The sequence below is a fragment of the Sporosarcina sp. YIM B06819 genome (genome assembly GCF_033485175.1).
In the GTDB taxonomy this organism is placed as follows: domain Bacteria; phylum Bacillota; class Bacilli; order Bacillales_A; family Planococcaceae; genus Sporosarcina.
Map to the genome: position 1 here is coordinate 107,459 of NZ_JAWLIQ010000002.1, position 18,861 is coordinate 126,319.

Annotated in this window: 18 protein-coding genes; 11 read left to right on the forward strand and 7 right to left on the reverse strand. The window is 39.9% G+C overall.

Annotation, left to right across the window (positions count from 1 at the left end; all coding sequences use genetic code 11):
• Positions 1–28 precede the first annotated feature (28 nt).
• The 4 genes from odhB to R2B72_RS02040 all read left to right on the forward strand — a co-directional run bounded on the left by odhB (position 29) and on the right by R2B72_RS02040 (position 4,349).
• On the forward strand, positions 29–1,231 hold the full coding sequence (gene odhB, locus R2B72_RS02025; RefSeq protein WP_318614481.1) for a 2-oxoglutarate dehydrogenase complex dihydrolipoyllysine-residue succinyltransferase: 1,203 nt from the start codon (positions 29–31) through the stop codon (positions 1,229–1,231).
• 90 nt (positions 1,232–1,321) lie between these two features.
• Positions 1,322–1,519 (forward strand): DUF6501 family protein, encoded by a 198-nt coding sequence (locus R2B72_RS02030; protein WP_318614482.1) that lies wholly within the window; start codon positions 1,322–1,324, stop codon positions 1,517–1,519.
• A 54-nt stretch (positions 1,520–1,573) separates the two neighbouring features.
• Positions 1,574–2,437 (forward strand): ATP-binding protein, encoded by an 864-nt coding sequence (locus tag R2B72_RS02035; protein WP_318614483.1) that lies wholly within the window; start codon positions 1,574–1,576, stop codon positions 2,435–2,437.
• 10 nt (positions 2,438–2,447) lie between these two features.
• Positions 2,448–4,349: a hypothetical protein gene (locus tag R2B72_RS02040; RefSeq protein WP_318614484.1), complete on the forward strand. Its 1,902-nt coding sequence runs from the start codon at positions 2,448–2,450 to the stop codon at positions 4,347–4,349.
• A gap of 78 nt (positions 4,350–4,427) precedes the next feature.
• Here R2B72_RS02040 and R2B72_RS02045 read toward each other — a convergent pair whose 3' ends face one another.
• The gene (locus tag R2B72_RS02045) at positions 4,428–5,612 is read right to left on the reverse strand and encodes a toxic anion resistance protein (protein ID WP_318614486.1); all 1,185 of its coding nucleotides are present in this window, start codon (positions 5,610–5,612) and stop codon (positions 4,428–4,430) included.
• Complete coding sequence (locus tag R2B72_RS02050; RefSeq protein WP_318614487.1) at positions 5,599–6,261, reverse strand: 5-bromo-4-chloroindolyl phosphate hydrolysis family protein; 663 nt, start codon at positions 6,259–6,261, stop codon at positions 5,599–5,601. Before R2B72_RS02050 ends, R2B72_RS02045 begins: the two co-directional genes overlap by 14 nt.
• Positions 6,262–6,467: 206 nt before the next feature.
• Here R2B72_RS02050 and R2B72_RS02055 point away from each other — a divergent pair, with 206 nt between their 5' ends.
• The gene (locus R2B72_RS02055) at positions 6,468–6,773 is read left to right on the forward strand and encodes a DUF1033 family protein (protein ID WP_318614488.1); all 306 of its coding nucleotides are present in this window, start codon (positions 6,468–6,470) and stop codon (positions 6,771–6,773) included.
• Positions 6,774–6,890: 117 nt separating this feature from the next.
• Here the strand turns inward: R2B72_RS02055 and R2B72_RS02060 are convergent, their stop codons facing one another.
• From R2B72_RS02060 to R2B72_RS02080, 5 genes are all read right to left on the reverse strand, one after another.
• Positions 6,891–7,562: a hypothetical protein gene (locus R2B72_RS02060; protein ID WP_318614489.1), complete on the reverse strand. Its 672-nt coding sequence runs from the start codon at positions 7,560–7,562 to the stop codon at positions 6,891–6,893.
• A 111-nt stretch (positions 7,563–7,673) separates the two neighbouring features.
• A complete protein-coding gene (locus R2B72_RS02065; RefSeq protein WP_318614490.1) occupies positions 7,674–9,281 on the reverse strand; it encodes an ABC-F family ATP-binding cassette domain-containing protein in 1,608 nt (535 codons plus the stop codon).
• A gap of 145 nt (positions 9,282–9,426) precedes the next feature.
• The gene (locus tag R2B72_RS02070) at positions 9,427–10,074 is read right to left on the reverse strand and encodes a cupin domain-containing protein (RefSeq protein WP_318614491.1); all 648 of its coding nucleotides are present in this window, start codon (positions 10,072–10,074) and stop codon (positions 9,427–9,429) included.
• A gap of 172 nt (positions 10,075–10,246) precedes the next feature.
• Positions 10,247–10,435, reverse strand: a complete 189-nt coding sequence (locus R2B72_RS02075) for a hypothetical protein (protein WP_318614492.1) — start codon at positions 10,433–10,435, stop codon at positions 10,247–10,249.
• A 466-nt stretch (positions 10,436–10,901) separates the two neighbouring features.
• A complete protein-coding gene (locus tag R2B72_RS02080; RefSeq protein ID WP_318614494.1) occupies positions 10,902–11,078 on the reverse strand; it encodes a hypothetical protein in 177 nt (58 codons plus the stop codon).
• A gap of 150 nt (positions 11,079–11,228) precedes the next feature.
• Between R2B72_RS02080 and R2B72_RS02085 the strand changes: the two genes are divergently transcribed.
• The 6 genes from R2B72_RS02085 to R2B72_RS02110 all read left to right on the forward strand — a co-directional run bounded on the left by R2B72_RS02085 (position 11,229) and on the right by R2B72_RS02110 (position 18,815).
• Positions 11,229–12,431 carry a CynX/NimT family MFS transporter gene (locus tag R2B72_RS02085; protein ID WP_318614495.1) on the forward strand — a complete coding sequence of 401 codons (1,203 nt, stop codon included), beginning with the start codon at positions 11,229–11,231 and terminating at the stop codon, positions 12,429–12,431.
• Positions 12,432–12,691: 260 nt separating this feature from the next.
• Complete coding sequence (locus R2B72_RS02090; protein WP_318614496.1) at positions 12,692–13,696, forward strand: zinc-binding alcohol dehydrogenase; 1,005 nt, start codon at positions 12,692–12,694, stop codon at positions 13,694–13,696.
• A gap of 152 nt (positions 13,697–13,848) precedes the next feature.
• Entirely contained in the window at positions 13,849–14,601 is a 753-nt protein-coding gene (locus R2B72_RS02095; RefSeq protein ID WP_318614497.1) for a sugar phosphate isomerase/epimerase, read from the forward strand.
• 418 nt (positions 14,602–15,019) lie between these two features.
• A complete protein-coding gene (locus R2B72_RS02100; RefSeq protein ID WP_318614499.1) occupies positions 15,020–16,033 on the forward strand; it encodes an ABC transporter substrate-binding protein in 1,014 nt (337 codons plus the stop codon).
• A gap of 24 nt (positions 16,034–16,057) precedes the next feature.
• A complete protein-coding gene (locus R2B72_RS02105; RefSeq protein ID WP_318614501.1) occupies positions 16,058–17,167 on the forward strand; it encodes an ABC transporter ATP-binding protein in 1,110 nt (369 codons plus the stop codon).
• Positions 17,157–18,815: an iron ABC transporter permease gene (locus R2B72_RS02110; protein ID WP_318614502.1), complete on the forward strand. Its 1,659-nt coding sequence runs from the start codon at positions 17,157–17,159 to the stop codon at positions 18,813–18,815. The genes R2B72_RS02105 and R2B72_RS02110 overlap by 11 nt, the downstream gene beginning before the upstream one ends.
• Positions 18,816–18,861 lie beyond the last annotated feature (46 nt).

The window sequence follows — 18,861 nt, forward strand, 5'->3', positions numbered from 1 at the left end:
CGTAGATAGATCTGAGGAGGAATTTATTGTGGCAGAAATCATAGTACCAGAACTAGCAGAATCGATTACAGAAGGAACAATTGCACAATGGTTGAAAAAACCAGGTGACACGGTTGAAAAAGGTGAATTCATCGTTGAACTTGAAACAGACAAAGTAAACGTTGAAGTTATTTCAGAAGAAGCTGGAGTTGTTCAAGAGCATCTTGCAGCAGAAGGCGACACAGTTCAAGTTGGTCAAGTCATCGCAATTGTTGGCGCAGGATCTGGCGCACCAGCAGCGGCTCCGGTTGCACCAGTTGAAGCGGCAGCACCGGTAGCTGTTGCAGTTGCAGAAGATGCAAGTGCATCTGACCGTACAATCGCTAGTCCGGCAGCTCGTAAAATGGCACGCGAAAAAGGTATCGACCTTGCAGCTGTTTCACCAGTAGATCCAATGGGTCGCGTTCGTGTACAAGATGTTGAAGCACACGGTACAGCTCCAAAAGCACAATCTGCGGTAGCACCAGCAGCACCAGTTGCAGCTCAAGAAGACGGACGTGTAACACGCGAAAAAATGACTCGCCGTCGCCAAACAATTGCTAAACGTCTATTGGAAGTGAAGCAATCAACTGCGATGCTAACAACGTTTAACGAAATCGACATGACAAATGTGATGGCACTTCGTTCACGTAAGAAAGACCAATTCTTCGAACAAAACGACGTTCGTCTTGGCTTTATGTCATTCTTTACAAAAGCAGTCGTTGCAGCACTTAAGAAATATCCATATGTTAACGCTGAAATCGATGGCGACGAAATCATTTTGAAAAACTTCTTTGACATCGGCGTAGCGATCTCAACAGATGGCGGACTCGTTGTGCCAAACGTAGTAGACGCAGACCGAAAAAACTTTGCTGAAATCGAAGGTACGATTGTTGAGCTTGCGAAAAAAGCACGCGATAACAAATTGACAATGGCAGACATGACAGGCGGTTCATTCACAATTACCAATGGTGGTGTATTCGGTTCATTGATGTCAACACCAATTATGAATGGTACGCAAGTCGGAATCCTTGGCATGCATACAATCCAAAGACGACCAGTAGCAATCGGAGACAATATCGAAATCCGTCCAATGATGTACGTGGCACTTTCTTATGACCACCGCGTAATTGACGGTAAAGACTCTGTTGGCTTCTTGAAAATGGTCAAAGACTTAATCGAAAATCCAGAAGATCTTCTTCTAGGTTCTTAATACCTGCAAGGCATACAGTAGGCCTTAATTAGTCGGCCCGCTTTCATTTGCGGGTCGATTTTTTTACTTTTCCGAAAGGCGTGATGAGCAATGTCATTCAAAGATTGGACAACTACACCAGCAATTCGAACAGTCGTCTGCAAACATGCAGATGCTGCAAAATATGTCGTGAATAATGTACTAACACCTGGCAAAGAATATGAAGTGAAAAATGAAACAGAAGAATTCATTTTCGTTTTAGATAACTCAGGGAAAGTCGGCGGCTATTACAAAACGTATTTCGAATAAATCGCTAAGCCCGATACAATTGTATCGGGTTTTTCATAAGGAGGAAATTTTTAAATGAATGCTTTAATCGAACAAGAACATGCACGGCGTTCCAAAAACGGTCATGAGTCAGCAGCGCGGCTATTAATCCAACAAGGAGGCTATGTCTCGCCAGATGCTCATCTATGGGAAGATGTGCTCGTTGCCATTGTCTTGAAAAAACCTGTGTTGTTAAAAGGACCATCGGGTTCTGGCAAGACCAAACTTGCCCAAACGATCTCACATTATTTTCAGCAGCCCATGCAAAGCGTCAACTGTTCCGTCGATCTTGATGCGGAATCATTGCTCGGCTTCAAAACAATCATCAGCAAAGACGGAGAAACTGTCATCGAATTTGTTGAAGGTCCTGTTGTCCAAGCGATGAAAAAAGGACATATTTTATATATCGATGAAATTAATATGGCAAGGCCAGAAACATTGCCGATTCTTCATAGCGTGCTCGATCATCGCCGTATGTTGACGAATCCGTTTACAGGTGAGGTCATTTACGCACATGAAAACTTTACTGTTATTTCAGCGATTAACGAAGGATATGTCGGAACATCCCCGATGAATGAAGCGTTGAAAAACCGTTTTGTCTCGTTTACCGTACCTTATTTGACGGGTGAACAATTGAAAATGGTCATGACAGATAGCTATCCGAACGCGTCACAACAACTTGTCGAGACATTCCTTCAGATCGGCAATGATTTAAAAAAACAAGTGATGAATGGTTTATTATCGGACGAAGCTGCATCTGTTCGTAGCTTGCTCGATGCAATGGGACTAGCGGAGCATATCCCTGTTCAACGTGCGGTTCAGTATGCCATTGCAGAAAAACTAGACGATAAAATTGAACGCAGGTTGGTCATGGAACTAGTGGATACTTGGGTGAAATGAGGCGATTGCTATGGTAAAGATGAATCGATTCATTCAATTTAATGATGAAACCGTCGATGCCAAGACGCTACTGTTGTACGAGCGATTAGGACGAGCGTTGGCAGATGCACCTTTTCTTGAGTTGACGGAACGGAAATTGCTTGAATTCCGTCCGCAAGAAGGCATTATTTCGATGAGCGTTTTTTGGCGGCATCGGACAGAAGAAGTCATCCATGCAGGCAGGCTTTCTGATATTTATTTATTGACAGCGGGGTATTGGAAACAATTTAGTGTACCTACATGGATTACATTCACTCGCACATATAGAATACATCCACTTCGGAAATTTGCTTGTGAACTGTTACTATTGCTAGAGGAATTCCGTTTGATTGATGTCATTATGAAGGAGAGGCCCGGAACGGCAACTTCGTTTGATATCAGAAGGGAAGCGTATATCGGCTTTCATCGGAATATGTTGTCATCGAATATGCAAAAGAACTTTTTGGCTGATGCGATGATAAATCAGCTATTTGTATCGCTTCATGAAGGTATGTTCGCCGACACGTCTACCGATTGGGGAGAGATTGATTTTGGATTGATCCAAACGGTTTTGCAGCATGCTTATGATGCAAAAAGCACGGAAGATAATACATATATTGCAGACAGGATTATTGGCATTATTGAACGTTCTATTGATAAGGACCTTATCCACCAATATTATTCAGCAGGGGATTCCATAACTGAAGACAACACGGTATTTCATTATCATAAAGGGATGTCTGATGCTGAAAAAGGGGAGGAGGAGCCAAAAGAGACAATTGAAGAGGTGTTTCGTTCGTGGCACAGGGAGAATGAAAGTGAATCAGGTATCCATCTTGAATTCGAACTTGAGCATGGCCGGTCAGGTAAGAGTGATGCGAATGATGCTACACCTGGCAATGAAGACGCGAACATTGAAGAAACGGGTTCCGGGGATTCAGAGGGCAACGACAACGAGCGCTGGACGGACGATGAGGGCGACAAAGCTGATAAGCGAGAGAATAAGGTGAAGGCCTGTAAAATGTACGGTAAGGAGCATGTCAACGTCGTCTATGAAGCGTTGCGCGTGGAAATTGAGAACGAGCAGGAAAACCGTCAAAAATTGCTCGTTTGGCGAGAGCAACAGAAGCCATATGTTCGTTCGTTTGTTGAGGAAATGAAGAAGCGTATTGATTTGAAAGAAGATTCTAAGCGGGAGCGTTTGATGAAAGGACGTCTTTCGACTAAACTAACGACGATGGTAGTGGACGAGCGACCTAAGCCGTTCTATCGAAAAAATGCTCCTTCTATTAATTTGGATGCGGTGTTCGGGCTACTGGTCGATGGCTCTGCTTCGATGCTCGATAAGCTGGATGAAACTAAACAAGCAGTGTTACTATTCCATGATGTACTTCGTCAGTTGGGTGTTAGCCATGAAATTTCATCGTATTACGAGGATGCGTATCATGCCTCAAAGGAAGTGCAGCCTAATGTGTTCGGTCTGATGCATACGTTTGCCGATCGCAATAAAGATAATGGTATGTCGATCTTATCCTTCGACGCAAATGAAGATAACCGTGACGGCTTTGCGATTCGCTGGATGGCTGAGCAGTTAGCCGTTAGACAGGAGAAGCATAAGTTCTTACTTGTTTTCTCGGACGGGGAGCCCTCTGCCTTTGGTTACGATCGCAACGGCATTCTCGATACTGCAGAAGCCGTGATGGAAACAGAGAAAAAGGGCATTTCCGTCATTCATCTGTTTTTGTCGACCGAGGAACCGACGGGGGATCAGAAAGCTTTATTTGCCATGATGTTTGGCAATAAAACCGCATCATCTAACTCGGTAGAAAGTTTCACAGACCAGACTTTGCGTATATTAAGGAAGTTGCTGGCGATTGTTATACGGAATACGTAAGGGTGTGAGAGGAGATTTGGGGGCTCGCCGGTATAGTCATCATACTCGCCGATAAATCCATAAAAACACAAAAACGCCTCATAAAGGGCGGTTTTGTGTTTTTTCATGGATACCGAGAAGGCGTTGTTTCAACTCTTCTTCCATTTTTGCAATTTCAATTTCAGCCGATTTACGTTTAGCGCGACCGTCAGCTTGGATGAGAAGTGTTTCTTCAATCGTTTGAATCAAGTTTTCCTGCGTTTTCTTCAGCGTATCAATTTCAATAATTCCACGTTCATTCTCTTTTGCCGTTTCAATCGAATTGATTTTAAGCATTTCAGAGTTTTTCAACAGTAAATCATTCGTCGTTTTGGTCACCAATTTCTGTGACTCGACGGCTTTCATCTGACGGTTTAGCGTCAATGCAATAGCAATTTGATTTTTCCAAAGTGGGATGGATGTCATAATCGATGACTGGATTTTCTCCGCAAGTGTTTGGTTCGTCTGTTGAATCATCCGGATTTGTGGTGCACTTTGGATGGTAATTTGACGAGATAATTGTAGATCATATAACCGTTTTTCTAAGCGATCTAGGAATTGTGCCATATCATTGACTTCTTGGAATGCCATTTGGTCATTCGACAATTCTGCTTGCCTACGCATTTCAGGAATAATGTCATTGGCAATTTCATCCCGTTTTAACTCCGCGGCAGCTATGTAAATATTTAATGCTTGGAAATAGGTTTTATTTTGCTCATACAAATTATCGAGCATCTGAACATCTTCGATAAGTCCTCGTTTTGAATGCTCAAGCTGGACCCCGATGCGATCAATCTGCGTACTCAATTTTTGATATTTGGTCATCATTTCTTGAACGGAACGTGTCGCTTTATTGAACAAACGGCTAAGGCCGGACTTCTTTTTTTCCGATAAATCATCAGGATCGATTTCAGAAAGTCGATTCATCAAATCCTTCAACACATCGCCAACGGGACCAATATCTTTACTTTGGACATGATCGAGCATCTGATGAGAAAATTTGGATAGCTCGCCCTGTGCATTGGCACCATATGTAAGAATAGCCTCGTAGTTACCAACTGGTATTTGAGCAGCAAGCTGCTGAGCTTTGTCTCTTTCCTCAACTGATAGTCGGTCAATAAGTTTTGGGCTAACGCTGGCCTCGTTAGTTACGGTTTGCATTTCTTTTGAAAGTAGGGGTTCTTGAAAATCAAATGGATTGTCAAGCAGATCATCCATTGTTTTCGCTTGATTAATTTCGGTCATTTGGGATATCTCCTTTCATTTCGAGAAGTGGTCTGTCTTGATTCATCGTGCTATCGACAAAGTCGATTTCCATCTGCAGTTGTTGGATATCGGGTGCAAGAGCACTTCGTAAATCTTGCTCTAACTGTTTGTTGACATCGCCAAGTGTTTCACGCGTATTTTGTAGCGCGATACGAAGATCTTTGTCTTTCAATGGTTGATTTACAAGTAAAGCATATTTCGAAGTCAGTTCGACTGCGGAATCGAGATGAGCATAGAAAAACTTGTCGACATGATAAAATTTCTTTGGGTTTGTTTTAACAATGCCAAGAATCCTTCTAGCAAGGCCGTTTATTTCATATACTTGTCTAAAGGCTTGGACGGATCTAACTTGTCCGTAAAGGCTGTTCAGTCGCTTGATTTTCTTTTTTGCTTCAGTAAGTTGGCCTTTTATATGGTTATATTCAGATCGGGACATACCTAGTTTTTTTATGTTGGAGGCTAATTGAATCTGCTTAATTGAAAAAGTTCCACCTAGGTAGATTGCAACCCAAATGCCTGCAGCGGCAAAAGGATTCATACTTGCACCAAATAATAAATAAAGCCACGACCCGAAGCTAATGGGCACAGTGATGAATTGTCTAATGAAAAATTGTTGAATTTCTTTCATGATATCTTCTGGCCCCCTCTCTACATCTATACGTTTCAAAACGGATAAAGTTTCAACGCTTGTCGTTCAATTATACCCGATAAACGCACTGTACACATAGCATAAGCATTAGCTCCAATTAGCAAGAGCAATATGTTGGACATTGCAGAGGGGTTTGTTAAAATGAAGGACATTCACCTGAGAGTTACATAGGGAGGTTAGTCAAAGTGTTTGAAGTGATTTATATGAAAGCAGATTACGAACCTTGGTGGATGTTTGAAGGTTGGGAAGAAATGATACTTACCCGCCACTCATTTGATAATGCGGAAGAGGCTATTGCTTATTGTGAACAGCTACTTGCGGAGCTACGCGAGAAGTATACGCTTGAGGCGATGAAGAAAGATTGTTTCTATGCGTTTTGGTCAGAATGTGAAAAGGACTTTTGTGAATCATGTGATGAGGATCTTCAGGTCTACCACGGCGTTATCTTCATGAGGGATGGTAAACCAACTACCCATCGTATGGAGGTATAATCTGTTTAATGAAATAGCTATTCACCCATTACAAAAAGTAATCGTTGCTGCGGTATTTTTTGTAATAGGTGAAACATGTGAAGAGGCATTCCGTTAAAGGAACGCCTCGTTTATTTGTTATTGATCGACTGCTTTTAACGTTGATGTCACGATGTATTTACTACCATCATCAGTCGTCATGATGGATTCACGTTTTACTTCACCAAATCCTTTGACAAAATATTTTCGATTGATGACATCTTTATCTTGTTTTTCAATGACAATAGCATGGTCAAAGTTTTGATATGGCGTTTCCACGTTTACATCGGTGTCAATAATCGTCCAATCACCAAAGCTAGTGCCTTTTGTAAATGGTTTTTTGAGATAAATTCCGGTTGGCGTCATCGCATCTAGTTCTTTCTGGGAGGGGAAGTCTGTTTTTGATTCCACCATTTGATTGTCAATAATCACAATTTCATCACGATCAATCTTGTAAATAGTACGTACCAGCGCGCCACCATTATTTTCGTAAATGATGACATAATTTTCAAATGGGTGAGCTACCTCGATATCCAGCTCTGCGAACTCATTGCCATCACCTTGATAATGCGCTTTTGAACCATCAGGTAGGAAGAAATCAGTCATGGCGATGTCAGTCGGGCTGACAACCTCTTTACTTTCTGTATCCTTTGTGATGATGCCTTTGCTGTCTGATCCCGAATTATCGAGGGCTGTGCTACTATTTTTAGAACAGCCCGTGAATACAAATGTAGCCACTACTAGGCAGAGGACGAGATTTATTTTTCGCATGAAATTCACTCCTTTTATATGGTTTGTCCCATTAGACGAAATTAATGCACAAGTGTTACAAAAAAACAAGCCGTTTTCCCGAAGTTAGGGAAAACGGCTTGTTCTTACTAATTATTTAGCTTTCGCTTGTTGTTCTTTCCATTCGAGATATTCATCATAGCCCATCATTTTATCGAAAATCGTACCGTCATCATGAATTTCGATGATACGGTTGGCAACAGTTTGGATGAACTGTTGGTCATGTGACGTAAAGATCATTGCACCTTTGAATGAAATCAATCCATTGTTGAGTGCTTGAATAGATTCAAGATCCAAGTGGTTCATTGGTTCATCTAGAAGAAGGACGTTAGCACTTGTTAGCATCATTTTAGATAGCATACAACGTACTTTTTCTCCACCTGATAAAACAGAAGGCTTTTTGTTTACTTCTTCACCTGAGAATAGCATACGACCTAGGAAACCGCGTAGGAATGTTTCCGTTTGATCGTCAGGTGAATATTGACGCAACCATTCAACAAGCGATTGCTCATTGCCTTGGAAGTAGTCGTTGTTATCAAGAGGGAAGTACGCACGAGATGTCGTGATTCCCCATTTGACAGTTCCAGCATCCGGTTCTGCTTCTTCTGCAAGAATTTCAAGAAGGGCTGATTTCGCAAGTGGGTTTCCAAGAAGAATGATTTTGTCCTCTTTGTTCATTGTGAATGATGCATCTTTCAGCATAACTCTACCATCCTGTGTTTTCGAAACATTTTGGATGGTCAAAACGTCATTCCCGATTTCACGACCAATTTGGAAGTTGACGAATGGGTAGCGGCGTGATGATGGTTTAATATCATCTAGCTCAATTTTTTCAAGTGTCTTCTTACGTGAAGTCGCTTGTTTAGATTTCGAAGCATTGGCACTGAAACGTGCCACGAATGCTTGAAGTTCTTTAATTTTTTCTTCTTTTTTCTTGTTTTGGTCCTGTGACATTTTCAACGCAAGTTGGCTAGATTCATACCAGAAATCATAGTTACCTGGGTAGATTTGGATTTTAGAGAAATCGAGATCCGCAATTTGCGTACATACTTTGTTCAAGAAGTGACGGTCATGGGATACGACGATAACTGTGTTATCAAAGTTGATGAGGAATTCTTCCAGCCATTGGATTGCCTTCAAGTCCAAGTGGTTGGTAGGCTCATCGAGAAGAAGGACGTCAGGTTTACCGAAAAGCGCTTGTGCTAAAAGCACTTTTACTTTATCGGAACCATCTAGCTCAGCCATCTTCATTTGGTGGAACTCTTCTTTTAGACCTAACCCTTGTAGAAGGATGGCAGCTTCAGACTCAGCTTCCCAACCATTTAAATCGCCAAACTCACCTTCAAGTTCAGCAGCACGCATACCATCTTCATCAGAAAAATCTTCTTTCATGTAGATAGCATTTTTCTCCATCATAATGTCATACAGGCGTTTATGGCCCATAATGACTGTATCCATTACGACGCTCTCTTCATATTCAAAGTGGTTCTGTTTCAAGATAGCAAGACGCTCATCTTTGTTCATGATAACATTTCCTGATTGTGTTTCAAGTTCACCTGACAAAATTTTAAGGAACGTCGATTTTCCCGCACCGTTTGCACCAATTAGACCATAACAATGACCCGGATTAAACTGTATATTCACATCTTCAAACAGCTTGCGATCGCCGAATTGAAGGCTTACATTACTGACTGCTATCATTCAAAATCCTCCTAAATTCACAATGCTCCTATTATACATGTAATAAAACGTAGAAGCAAGAAAGCATATACTATAAGGGTTTGCGGACTTCAAATGAAAAGCGCTTCCAATAGTGCTTGTCAATCAAAATACAGTCTCTATCTCCTCATTTTCCAAGGTGAAAGTTTGGCCGATTTTGATGCGTATATGGATACATTTGGTCCGCGTATTGATCGATAAACGGAGGATCTTGATAAGGGATGTATTCCCTTGCTTTGTTGTCGTCCTTAATCACAGGGGGACCGATAAATGTAGAAGGCTTTACGGGGGCAACGGCTTTTTTCCATTGATTTTCATCGATTCCATAGGTTTGCGCCATAATATTGGCAGGAGTTAATGTCAAAATGTCAGATCCAAGAATGACTTCAGGAGTGGGTGCATCAAAAATGCCTAGAAAATGGGTGTTATCAGCTGTGGCAACGATATAATGCCACCATCCTTGTGGAACGTTTACGGCTTGACCTGCTGTAATGGGGTAATGTTGAATTTTTTTTGTAAATGGGTTCAATAATGAAACAGTAGTTGCTCCAGAGATACAAAAAACTAGCTCGGCAGCATGTTGGTGGTAATGTGGTTCAATGATATTACCATCGCTAAGAAAAATATCAAGTAGAGATACATTTTGCAATGTGTTTAACTGGTTGATACCTAATACATTAATAAAGTTTTGATTATCTTTTTCGAAAAGAGGGCTGTCTTGTAAATCAAACGTAAACTGCGTTGTCGGAGATGAATAATCGATTTTTGAGTGCATAAGCACATCCTTTCTTATCGTCTTAATTGTACTAACAACACATATATGTACAGGATATGTATGAATTCATTTTGGTGTGCTAATCGAGGGATTGCTTTCATCTGGGGAATACATTTTTTTAAGTATGTAAAAGGCGGGAGCCCATGAAGCCCTCGCCTTTCACATACAGCTATTATTTATTGTTGGTAAATCGTTGCTTATTGTTTTGACTTGTAACATTATCGTTAGCTTTAACATCAAATTCCGCAGCAAATTCCTCATTAAGGTTGTTATTATTGCTATTGCTATTTTTATTCTTTTTGTAAATCTCCATCCCGTTATGAGTTCTTTCATTCATCGTCTTTTTATTGTTTTTACTCATGGGTATTCACCTCCTAAATTCTAATGTGCTCAGAACAGAGAGGTTTATGCGTTTGTTTGTTGGAAATAAAAACGCTTATGACTAAACAAGTCGTCCAATCCTTACACTTGCACGTCTATATACTATATAGAAGGTTGGTTGACTTTCTACAAAAGGTAAGGAGGCGAATAATATGTGTTGTGAAGATCGAGGACGGAGAATAAAGGCAGAATCGAGTTGTGAGTGTCGAGTAATAAAACCTGTTTGTAATATAAAACCAAAATGTGGATGCAATCGCGAAGTTGAATGTAGATGTTGCTGCCACGAAAGTAGATGTAACCGTAGAAAATCCAATTGGAGATGGTAAGTAGGATTAGTAAAGTTTAAGGTGGCTATTCCATTTTGGAGCAGTCATCTTTTTTGTTTATCAGTAGTGATGTGGAGTGCGGGATACAATCAGAAAGCAAGGTAAAAAGGAAAGAGTATTTCACTCTTCCTTTTTACTATTCTCTACGACACTCAGTTTATTTGAAATCTCTTTCAGCACTAAATTGCGTTCTTTTTGAGCAGAAATCAGGCTAATAGCAAACCAGATTGTCAAGCCGATAACAACTAGATAGATAACAAACATAATTAAGATAGGGATTAAAGAGATAAATTCCATTGAGCACACCTCCATTTTTTTACACTGTAAGGATTATATCAAAAGAAAAAAAGTGAATAGAGTGAAGAGAAAAGTGGTACAATTATAGTTTATCTTACGTACAATTGCGTCAATATTCATCTAGTTTATTCGAATGAAAGGAAAGTATGCATGTCTAATGAAGTAAACAAACGAAATACCGTTCTCATGATTATTGCGATTTTTGCAATCTCTATTAATATGCGCCCAGCGATTACATCCATTGGGCCGATGCTTGAAACAATACGTGAACAATTATTATTAACCAATGCACAGGTCAGTTTATTAACAGCTGTTCCTGTCATCTGCATGGGGATTTTCGCCATGTTGGCACCTATTTTAAAACGGTCATTTGGATTGAAGCGAACGATGACCGTAATGATTATTTTGGTAGGTGTTGTGACTGCCATTCGTGGCTTCCTTCCAGGCTATCCAGTACTAATTGGTACTGCATTCATTGTCGGAATTGCCATTGCTGTAATGGGCCCGCTTCTTTCCGCTATGATCAAACAGTATTTTCCAGACCGGGCGGCATCTGTCATTGGCATTTATTCATTCGGAATGGGTGTTGGATCAGCTGCGAGCGCGGGATTGACAGTTGTATTTTTTGACACGACTGGATCATACTTATTTGCGTTAAGCATCTGGTCAGTGCTAGCACTTGTTGGCTTAGTTGCATGGTTTTTAGCGATGACAAATCGGATAGAGTTTCGTCAACTGGATGCTGATGTTGTAAAAGCTGAACGAAAAAAGGTGAGGTCTCCATGGAAATCTCGAAAAGCCTGGCTGTTCTTATTGTTTTTTGGCTTGCAATCATCCGCATTCTTTTCGATTATTACATGGCTGGCTCCCATTGCAACGTCGGCTGGCATGACGTTGTTGCAGGCGGGGACACTCCTCAGTGTGATGACGACCGTCCAAATCTTTTTAAATATCCTACTGCCACAGCTCATGCAGCGCTTTCCTGCGCGGAAGTTCTGGTTATTACTCATGCTTATCGCAGGAATGACGTCAATCATCTTATTCTGGACAGGCATTCATTCACTTATGTGGATAGGCGCGGTCATCATGGGCATACCGCTAGGTGGTTTATTCCCAGTTGCACTGCTGTTGCCACTGGATGAGACAGAGACTGCTGAAGAAGCGAGCGCGTGGACAGCCATGATGCAGACAGGCGGATTCATCATGGGGGGATTATTGCCACTGCTCATTGCACTGGTCTTTGACAGGACGGCGAGCCATCAGTATACGTTTGGTATTATGATGTTGTTGTATGTCATGATGCTTATATTGACATTTTTGATTGGGGATAAAAAAGAACGCAGAATATATTGAATGAAACGAGCTTGGAGCAATTTTTCCAAGCTCGTTTTGTGATGGTTTCATTATCCCTAATCAGGTTTTTAAATATTGTAATTAATCAAACTCGGGGTAAAATATAGAATGTGAGGTTTATTTTACCGAAAAAAAAGGGGATGTTAGATGGATCGCCAAATTTTGCGATTTCCGAAGGGGACTTTTCAGTAGTGGCTATGAGATTTGGATCTGTAAAAGGATAATTTTTAGGTGAAATTACTGTAGAGGAGATGTTCAGTATGGAAAATAAAAAAGTAGTGTTTGTAGCACCATGGAAGGTAGAACTTCAAAATGAACGCTTTAGCCCGGAATTACAGCCGAATGAGGTAATAGTGAAGAAAATATATACAATGGTGAGCGCTGGGACAGAACTATCTTGTCTATCTGGTACCGATGAGTGGTTTCAAATGCCAGGAATACCTGGATACTCTGCGGTTAGTGAAATAATTGAAATAGGAACTAATATCAAAGAATTTGAAGTCGGAGATATAGTCTTCCATTACGGTACACATACCAAGTATGAGGTCACAACGACAGAAGGTGTTTTTCTTAAAGTTCCTAAAAATTTAGAATTGAAATGGGTTCCATTTACACGAATGGCAACAATCGCAATGACTTCTATTCGAACTTCACAAATCGAATTAGGCGACTTTGTATCAGTGACTGGACAGGGAATAGTAGGAAATATGGCGGCCCAACTAGCAAAACTGCAAGGAGCAAGGGTTATTGGTTTAGACATTTCTGAAAATCGTTTGGAACTGGCACGTCAGTGTGGATTATATAAGGCGATAAATTCTAGCAATGAAGATTCAAGAGAAAAGGTACTGGAGATAACGAATGGATTGGGAGTTTCGACGGCTATTGAGGCAACAGGAATACCGAAATTAGTGGAAGATAGTCTTACGTGGATTGCAAATTTCGGTGAGATTATCTTACTTGGCACACCAAGAGGAGAATATAACACAAATGCAACAAAGATTTTGCAGTATTGCCATCTTGCTCACCTTGGCAGTATTACATTTAAGGGTGCACATGAATGGCGATATCCAGTTACTCCTAACGAGTTTATTAAACATTCATTGGTTAGAAACTCGAATATTGCTTTCCAGTTATTAATGGATAATATGCTAGTTGTTGATCCACTCATTAGTCATGTAATTGCGCCAGAAGAAGCGCAGAGCGCATATGATGGTTTAAGATTTAATAAGGATGAATATAATACTGTCCTTTTTAATTGGCAATAGGTTGCTTATTGGCTCATACAAAAAAATTCTCTTTTAAAGTCTGATAAAAAATTTGAAAAGTCATAGAACATATCCATAGAGTTCATTGGCAAGCAATAAGTTGGGATCGTCGTCAATTCAGAGAATTTATTTAAAATCAAAGGAGATAATGCATGGATAATATTGGTTTGCAATTATATTCAATTAAAGACTCAAGTGAAAAAGATTTATTAGGTACGCTTGAAAAAGTAGCGAAGATGGGATACAACGGTGCGCAGTTTGCTGGTTTTTTCAATCTCGACGCAGCAGATGTGAAAGCAAAAATGGATAGCGTAGGAATAAAAGCGGCTGGCTCCCATGTTCAGATCGAACAACTACAGCATCGGCTTGATGAAACATTAAAATATCATGAGATAATTGAAAATGATTTAATTATCGTGTCATCTCTACCAAAGGAAATGCGAACAACAGCTGATGATTATAAGCGATCAGCAGCAATACTGGACAAAATTGGTGGAAATTTATATGCTAGGGGATTTAAGTTAGCTTATCATAATCATGGTTTTGAATTCGAATCTTTTGATGGAACAACTGGATTTGATATTCTGTTTGGAAATACAACTAGTGATCATCTAAAAATGGAACTCGATTGTTTTTGGGCCGCTTATGCAGGACATAATCCAATCGAAATCATTGAGAAATATGCAGATAATTGTGTGTCATTGCATATTAAAGATATGATAGTTAAGGACAATCAATACATTTCAACTGAGCTTGGTACTGGTACATTGCCGCTAGCTGATTTCGTAAGAAAAGGAAATGAAGTAGGCGCACTGTGGCTTGTTGTTGAGCAGGAAGAGTTTACAAAAGATCCCTTAGATAGTGCGGAAGTAAATGTGAAAGAAATAAGAAGACTTTTAAAGTGAACTGCACCCCAATTGTTAGACACCACCTACAATTGGAGGTGTCTTTTTATGGTTAAATTTACAATTGAAGAGAAGCCAACTGCGAAAAAGATGTTGGAGCGCAATGACATTGTGTTTTATGAATCATTCTAAACTTATACAAAGTAACAATACCCGTCCTGAACTTTTTGTACAAGACGGGTATTTTCTAATGTAAGAAGAAGGGTCAACTTAGTAAAGGCGCCATAATGGGACTGCAAAAGTCATGAGTAATAGAAGGCGTAGCAATTTCAGTTCAATTGCTACAATTTGGCTGATATTTCTATTGACTATTTCGAATAGTAGACAATAGTGTTTGAAAGTACCATTGTATACGCTTACATCTGAGGATATACTCGGAATGTAAGCAATTCATTACAACACAAAGGGAGGATTTACAATGAAAAAAATAGTTAGTTTAGTAGTTATCTTAACACTTTCTGTATTTTTAGTCGCTTGTGGGGGCAAGGATAGCGGAAGTAGTGATAGCTTAGTAATTTATTCTCCGAACAGTGAGGATATTATCAATACGCTTATCCCAATGTTTGAAAAAGAAACAGGGATCAAAGTAGAACTAATTTCTGCAGGCACAGGGGAACTCATCAAGCGTATTTCGTCTGAAAAAGAAAATCCATATGCAGATATCATGTTTGGTGGAAGTAAAGCACAGGCATTAGGATACCCCGATTTATTTGAAGAATACGTATCAAAAAACAATGATGATATGTTAGACGGTCATAAAAATACAACAGGATTTTTAACACCTTATGTTGCTGATGGTAGTGTAATTCTAGTCAATACTGATTTAATTGGAGATATTGAAATTAACGGCTATGAAGATTTACTCAACCCGGCACTAAAAGGGAAAATTGCTGCGGCTGATCCAGCGAGCTCAAGTTCAGCTTTTGCACAATTAACAAATATGTTATTAGCAATGGGTGGCGATTATACATCTGATGCAGGATGGGATTATGTCGCGGAACTCGTGAAAAACTTAGACGGTAAAGTGGCAAGCGGTTCAGGTGCCGTCCACAAAGGAGTAGCAGACGGTGAATATGTAGTTGGCTTAACGTACGAAGATCCATCCTCAAGCTATGTCCGCGATGGTGCACCAGTTAAAATTGTGTACCCTGTAGAAGGAACGGTATTTTTAGATGCGGGTGTAGAAATTGTGAAAGGTAGTAAAAACCTAGAGAATGCAAAGAAATTTGTTGACTTTATTATTTCCAAAGACGCGCAAGATGCTTTTGGAACGAAACTAACAAATAGACCTCTTCGAAAAGGCGTAGAACTTGGCGATTATATGACGCCTTTGCAAGATATCAACATTATTATTGAAGATGAGGACTATATCAAGGAAAACCGAGATAAATTGGTTGAAAAATATATTGATGTCTTTACAAGTGCACAATAAGTTTCAAAGAGAAGAGGGGTAGCCGTGAGTATTTCAATTAACTTTAAGAATGTTATCAAAAAATACAATGACATCACTGTTATTCCAGGACTGTCTTTTGCCATCAAGAAGGGTGAGTTTTTCACCCTTCTTGGTCCTTCTGGTTGCGGTAAAACAACATTACTGAGGATGGTCGCTGGGTTTAACAGCATTGAAGGTGGAGAAATTAGTTTTGATGACAAAGTCATTAATGATATCGCTCCCCAACACCGAAATATCGGTATGGTTTTTCAAAACTATGCTATCTTTCCGCATTTGACGGTGAAGAAAAATGTAGCTTTTGGTTTAAGTAATCGAAAACTGGCGAAAGAGGAAATTGAGAAAAGAGTTTCAGAGATATTGGACGTCGTGCAAATTAAACAATTTGCCGATCGTATGCCAGAAAATTTATCTGGAGGACAACAGCAAAGGGTGGCACTTGCTCGTGCGGTTGTCATAGAACCAAGCGTGTTATTAATGGATGAACCACTCTCAAATTTAGATGCAAAATTACGTGTCGATATGCGAAATGCCATTAAAGAGATTCAAAGAAAAGTAGGGATTACAACGGTTTATGTTACACATGACCAAGAAGAAGCAATGGCTGTTTCAGATCGGATTGCGGTCATGAATTTAGGGACGATTCAACAGATCGGTACTCCGCAATCCATTTACCAACGTCCAACTAATTTATTCGTTGCAAGCTTCATTGGTCGGACAAATGTAATTGAAAGAGATATTCGGATTGATAATGGTAAGTGTACATTGATGTTGGATGGGCAGCATGTTGTAGACATACCCAATATCATCATACAAACAGCTAGCCAAAATGTCCGTGTTAAAGTGTCCATCCGTCCTGAAGAATTTATCATTGATACAGCTAGTAGTGAAGGTATCGAAGCAACCGTGCTCGATCATATCTTTTTGGGCCTAAATAATCATTACTTTGCAGAGCTAGTAAGCGGTGAAAAAGTAGAGGTTATTCAGGAATCAACGATTGGAGATACGATTAATCCTGGAACGAAAGTGAGGCTTCGTATCAAGAAGGAAAAGATTAATATATTTGATTATGACAGCGAAGTAAATCTAATAGAGGGTGTAAGTCATGGTTTCTAATTGGGCTAAGAAAAGAGACGTCTGGTCACTCATCACGTTAGGAATTATTGTGCTGTACACCTTTGTATTGGTGTTGCCTCTATTTACGTTATTGAAGGCAAGTTTTACTGGCGGTGAAGAAGGCAAGTTATCCATAGAGTATTTCTTAAAGTTTTTCGGAAAAAAATATTATTATGGTGCCCTTTTTAATAGTTTAAAAGTAACCATTGCTGTGACGATTGCAGCAGTTGTCATTGCAACTCCACTGGCCTATATAATGACGACTATTAAAATTAAAGGGAAAGTGTACCTTCAAATTCTCATTTTAATTTCCTCAATGGCTCCTCCCTTCCTTGGTGCGTATTCTTGGATACTCTTAATGGGAAGAAATGGAGTTATCACAAACTTTATGAGTAATATTTTCCACATTAATACGCCCGATATCTATGGTTTTACAGGTATCTTAGTCGTTCTTACCTTACAATTAACGCCGTTGGTTTACATGTTTTTAATGGGAGCTTTTAAAAGTATAGACAGTTCGCTGTTAGAAGCTGCCGAAAGTATGGGTTATACAGGTATCAAAAAGCTAGTGAAGGTTGTTATGCCGCTCATTGTACCAACATTACTTGCGGGCTCATTACTCGTATTCATGAGAGCTTTGGCGGATTTTGGAACACCTATGCTAATTGGCGAAGGATACCAGACGTTACCAGTCCTTATTTTCAATGAATTCATCAGTGAAATGGGTGGAGACGATGGATTTGCTGCCGCGATTAGTGTAATTGTAATCATCCTAGCGTTATCCATTTTCTTATTACAAAAATATGTTTCCAATAGAAAGTCATTTTCAATGAGTGCGCTACGTCCGATTAAAGAAAAACAAGAAAAAGGATTAAAAAATGTATTAGCGAACTTGTACGTTTATGGCTTCCTGGCTTTGGCGTTCTTACCGCAACTATATGTTGTCTATACCGCATTTTTAAAGACATCCGGGCGTGTATTTGTCAAAGGTTATTCGCTAGACAGTTTTAAAATGGCTTTTAGTCGTGTAGGAGATTCCATCTACAATACCTTTTTACTTGGGATCATCGCGATGATTTTTGTTGTCATCATAGCCATTCTGATTGGCTATGTCACGGTTAGAAGAAGAAATGCAGCAACAAATGGATTAGATATTATTTCGATGATTCCTTATATTGTTCCAGGTTCCGTTCTTGGGATTGCGTTGTTATTGACTTTTAACAGTAAACCTATATTATTAAGCGGCACTGCGACAATTTTGATTATTTCATTTGTCATTCGGCGATTGCCTTACACGATTCGATCCAGTGCGGCAATGGTTCATCAGATTAGTCCAAGTGTAGAAGAGGCTTCCGCAAGCTTAGGTGCGTCGAATATGAAAACATTTATTAAAATCACGTTGCCTATGATGTTACCGGGCGTCATATCAGGTGCAATCCTTAGCTGGGTGACAATTATTAGTGAGTTGAGTACATCGATTATTTTGTACACAGCAAGGACAAAAACTATGACCATAGCAATTTACACGGAAGTTATCCGAGGGAATTATGGAATAGCAGCGGCATTATCTACGATGCTGATGATAATCACGATCATTTCTTTGCTGCTATTCTTTAAGTTGACCGGCAAAAAGGAAGTTGCTATATAAGGCATCTTCCATAGTATAATGATGAAAAGTGTTAAGGGGATGGCCG

Excerpts from the sequence above, each read along its gene's own strand:
- R2B72_RS02030 (WP_318614482.1), top strand. The coding sequence starts at position 1,322 with ATGTCATTCAAAGATTGGACAACTACACCAGCAATTCGAACAGTCGTC.
- R2B72_RS02035 (WP_318614483.1), top strand. The coding sequence starts at position 1,574 with ATGAATGCTTTAATCGAACAAGAACATGCACGGCGTTCCAAAAACGGT.
- R2B72_RS02040 (WP_318614484.1), top strand. The coding sequence starts at position 2,448 with ATGGTAAAGATGAATCGATTCATTCAATTTAATGATGAAACCGTCGAT.
- R2B72_RS02045 (WP_318614486.1), bottom strand. The coding sequence starts at position 5,612 with ATGACCGAAATTAATCAAGCGAAAACAATGGATGATCTGCTTGACAAT.
- R2B72_RS02050 (WP_318614487.1), bottom strand. The coding sequence starts at position 6,261 with ATGAAAGAAATTCAACAATTTTTCATTAGACAATTCATCACTGTGCCC.
- R2B72_RS02060 (WP_318614489.1), bottom strand. The coding sequence starts at position 7,562 with ATGCGAAAAATAAATCTCGTCCTCTGCCTAGTAGTGGCTACATTTGTA.
- R2B72_RS02065 (WP_318614490.1), bottom strand. The coding sequence starts at position 9,281 with ATGATAGCAGTCAGTAATGTAAGCCTTCAATTCGGCGATCGCAAGCTG.
- R2B72_RS02070 (WP_318614491.1), bottom strand. The coding sequence starts at position 10,074 with ATGCACTCAAAAATCGATTATTCATCTCCGACAACGCAGTTTACGTTT.
- R2B72_RS02075 (WP_318614492.1), bottom strand. The coding sequence starts at position 10,435 with ATGAGTAAAAACAATAAAAAGACGATGAATGAAAGAACTCATAACGGG.
- R2B72_RS02080 (WP_318614494.1), bottom strand. The coding sequence starts at position 11,078 with ATGGAATTTATCTCTTTAATCCCTATCTTAATTATGTTTGTTATCTAT.
- R2B72_RS02085 (WP_318614495.1), top strand. The coding sequence starts at position 11,229 with ATGTCTAATGAAGTAAACAAACGAAATACCGTTCTCATGATTATTGCG.
- R2B72_RS02090 (WP_318614496.1), top strand. The coding sequence starts at position 12,692 with ATGGAAAATAAAAAAGTAGTGTTTGTAGCACCATGGAAGGTAGAACTT.
- R2B72_RS02095 (WP_318614497.1), top strand. The coding sequence starts at position 13,849 with ATGGATAATATTGGTTTGCAATTATATTCAATTAAAGACTCAAGTGAA.
- R2B72_RS02100 (WP_318614499.1), top strand. The coding sequence starts at position 15,020 with ATGAAAAAAATAGTTAGTTTAGTAGTTATCTTAACACTTTCTGTATTT.
- R2B72_RS02110 (WP_318614502.1), top strand. The coding sequence starts at position 17,157 with ATGGTTTCTAATTGGGCTAAGAAAAGAGACGTCTGGTCACTCATCACG.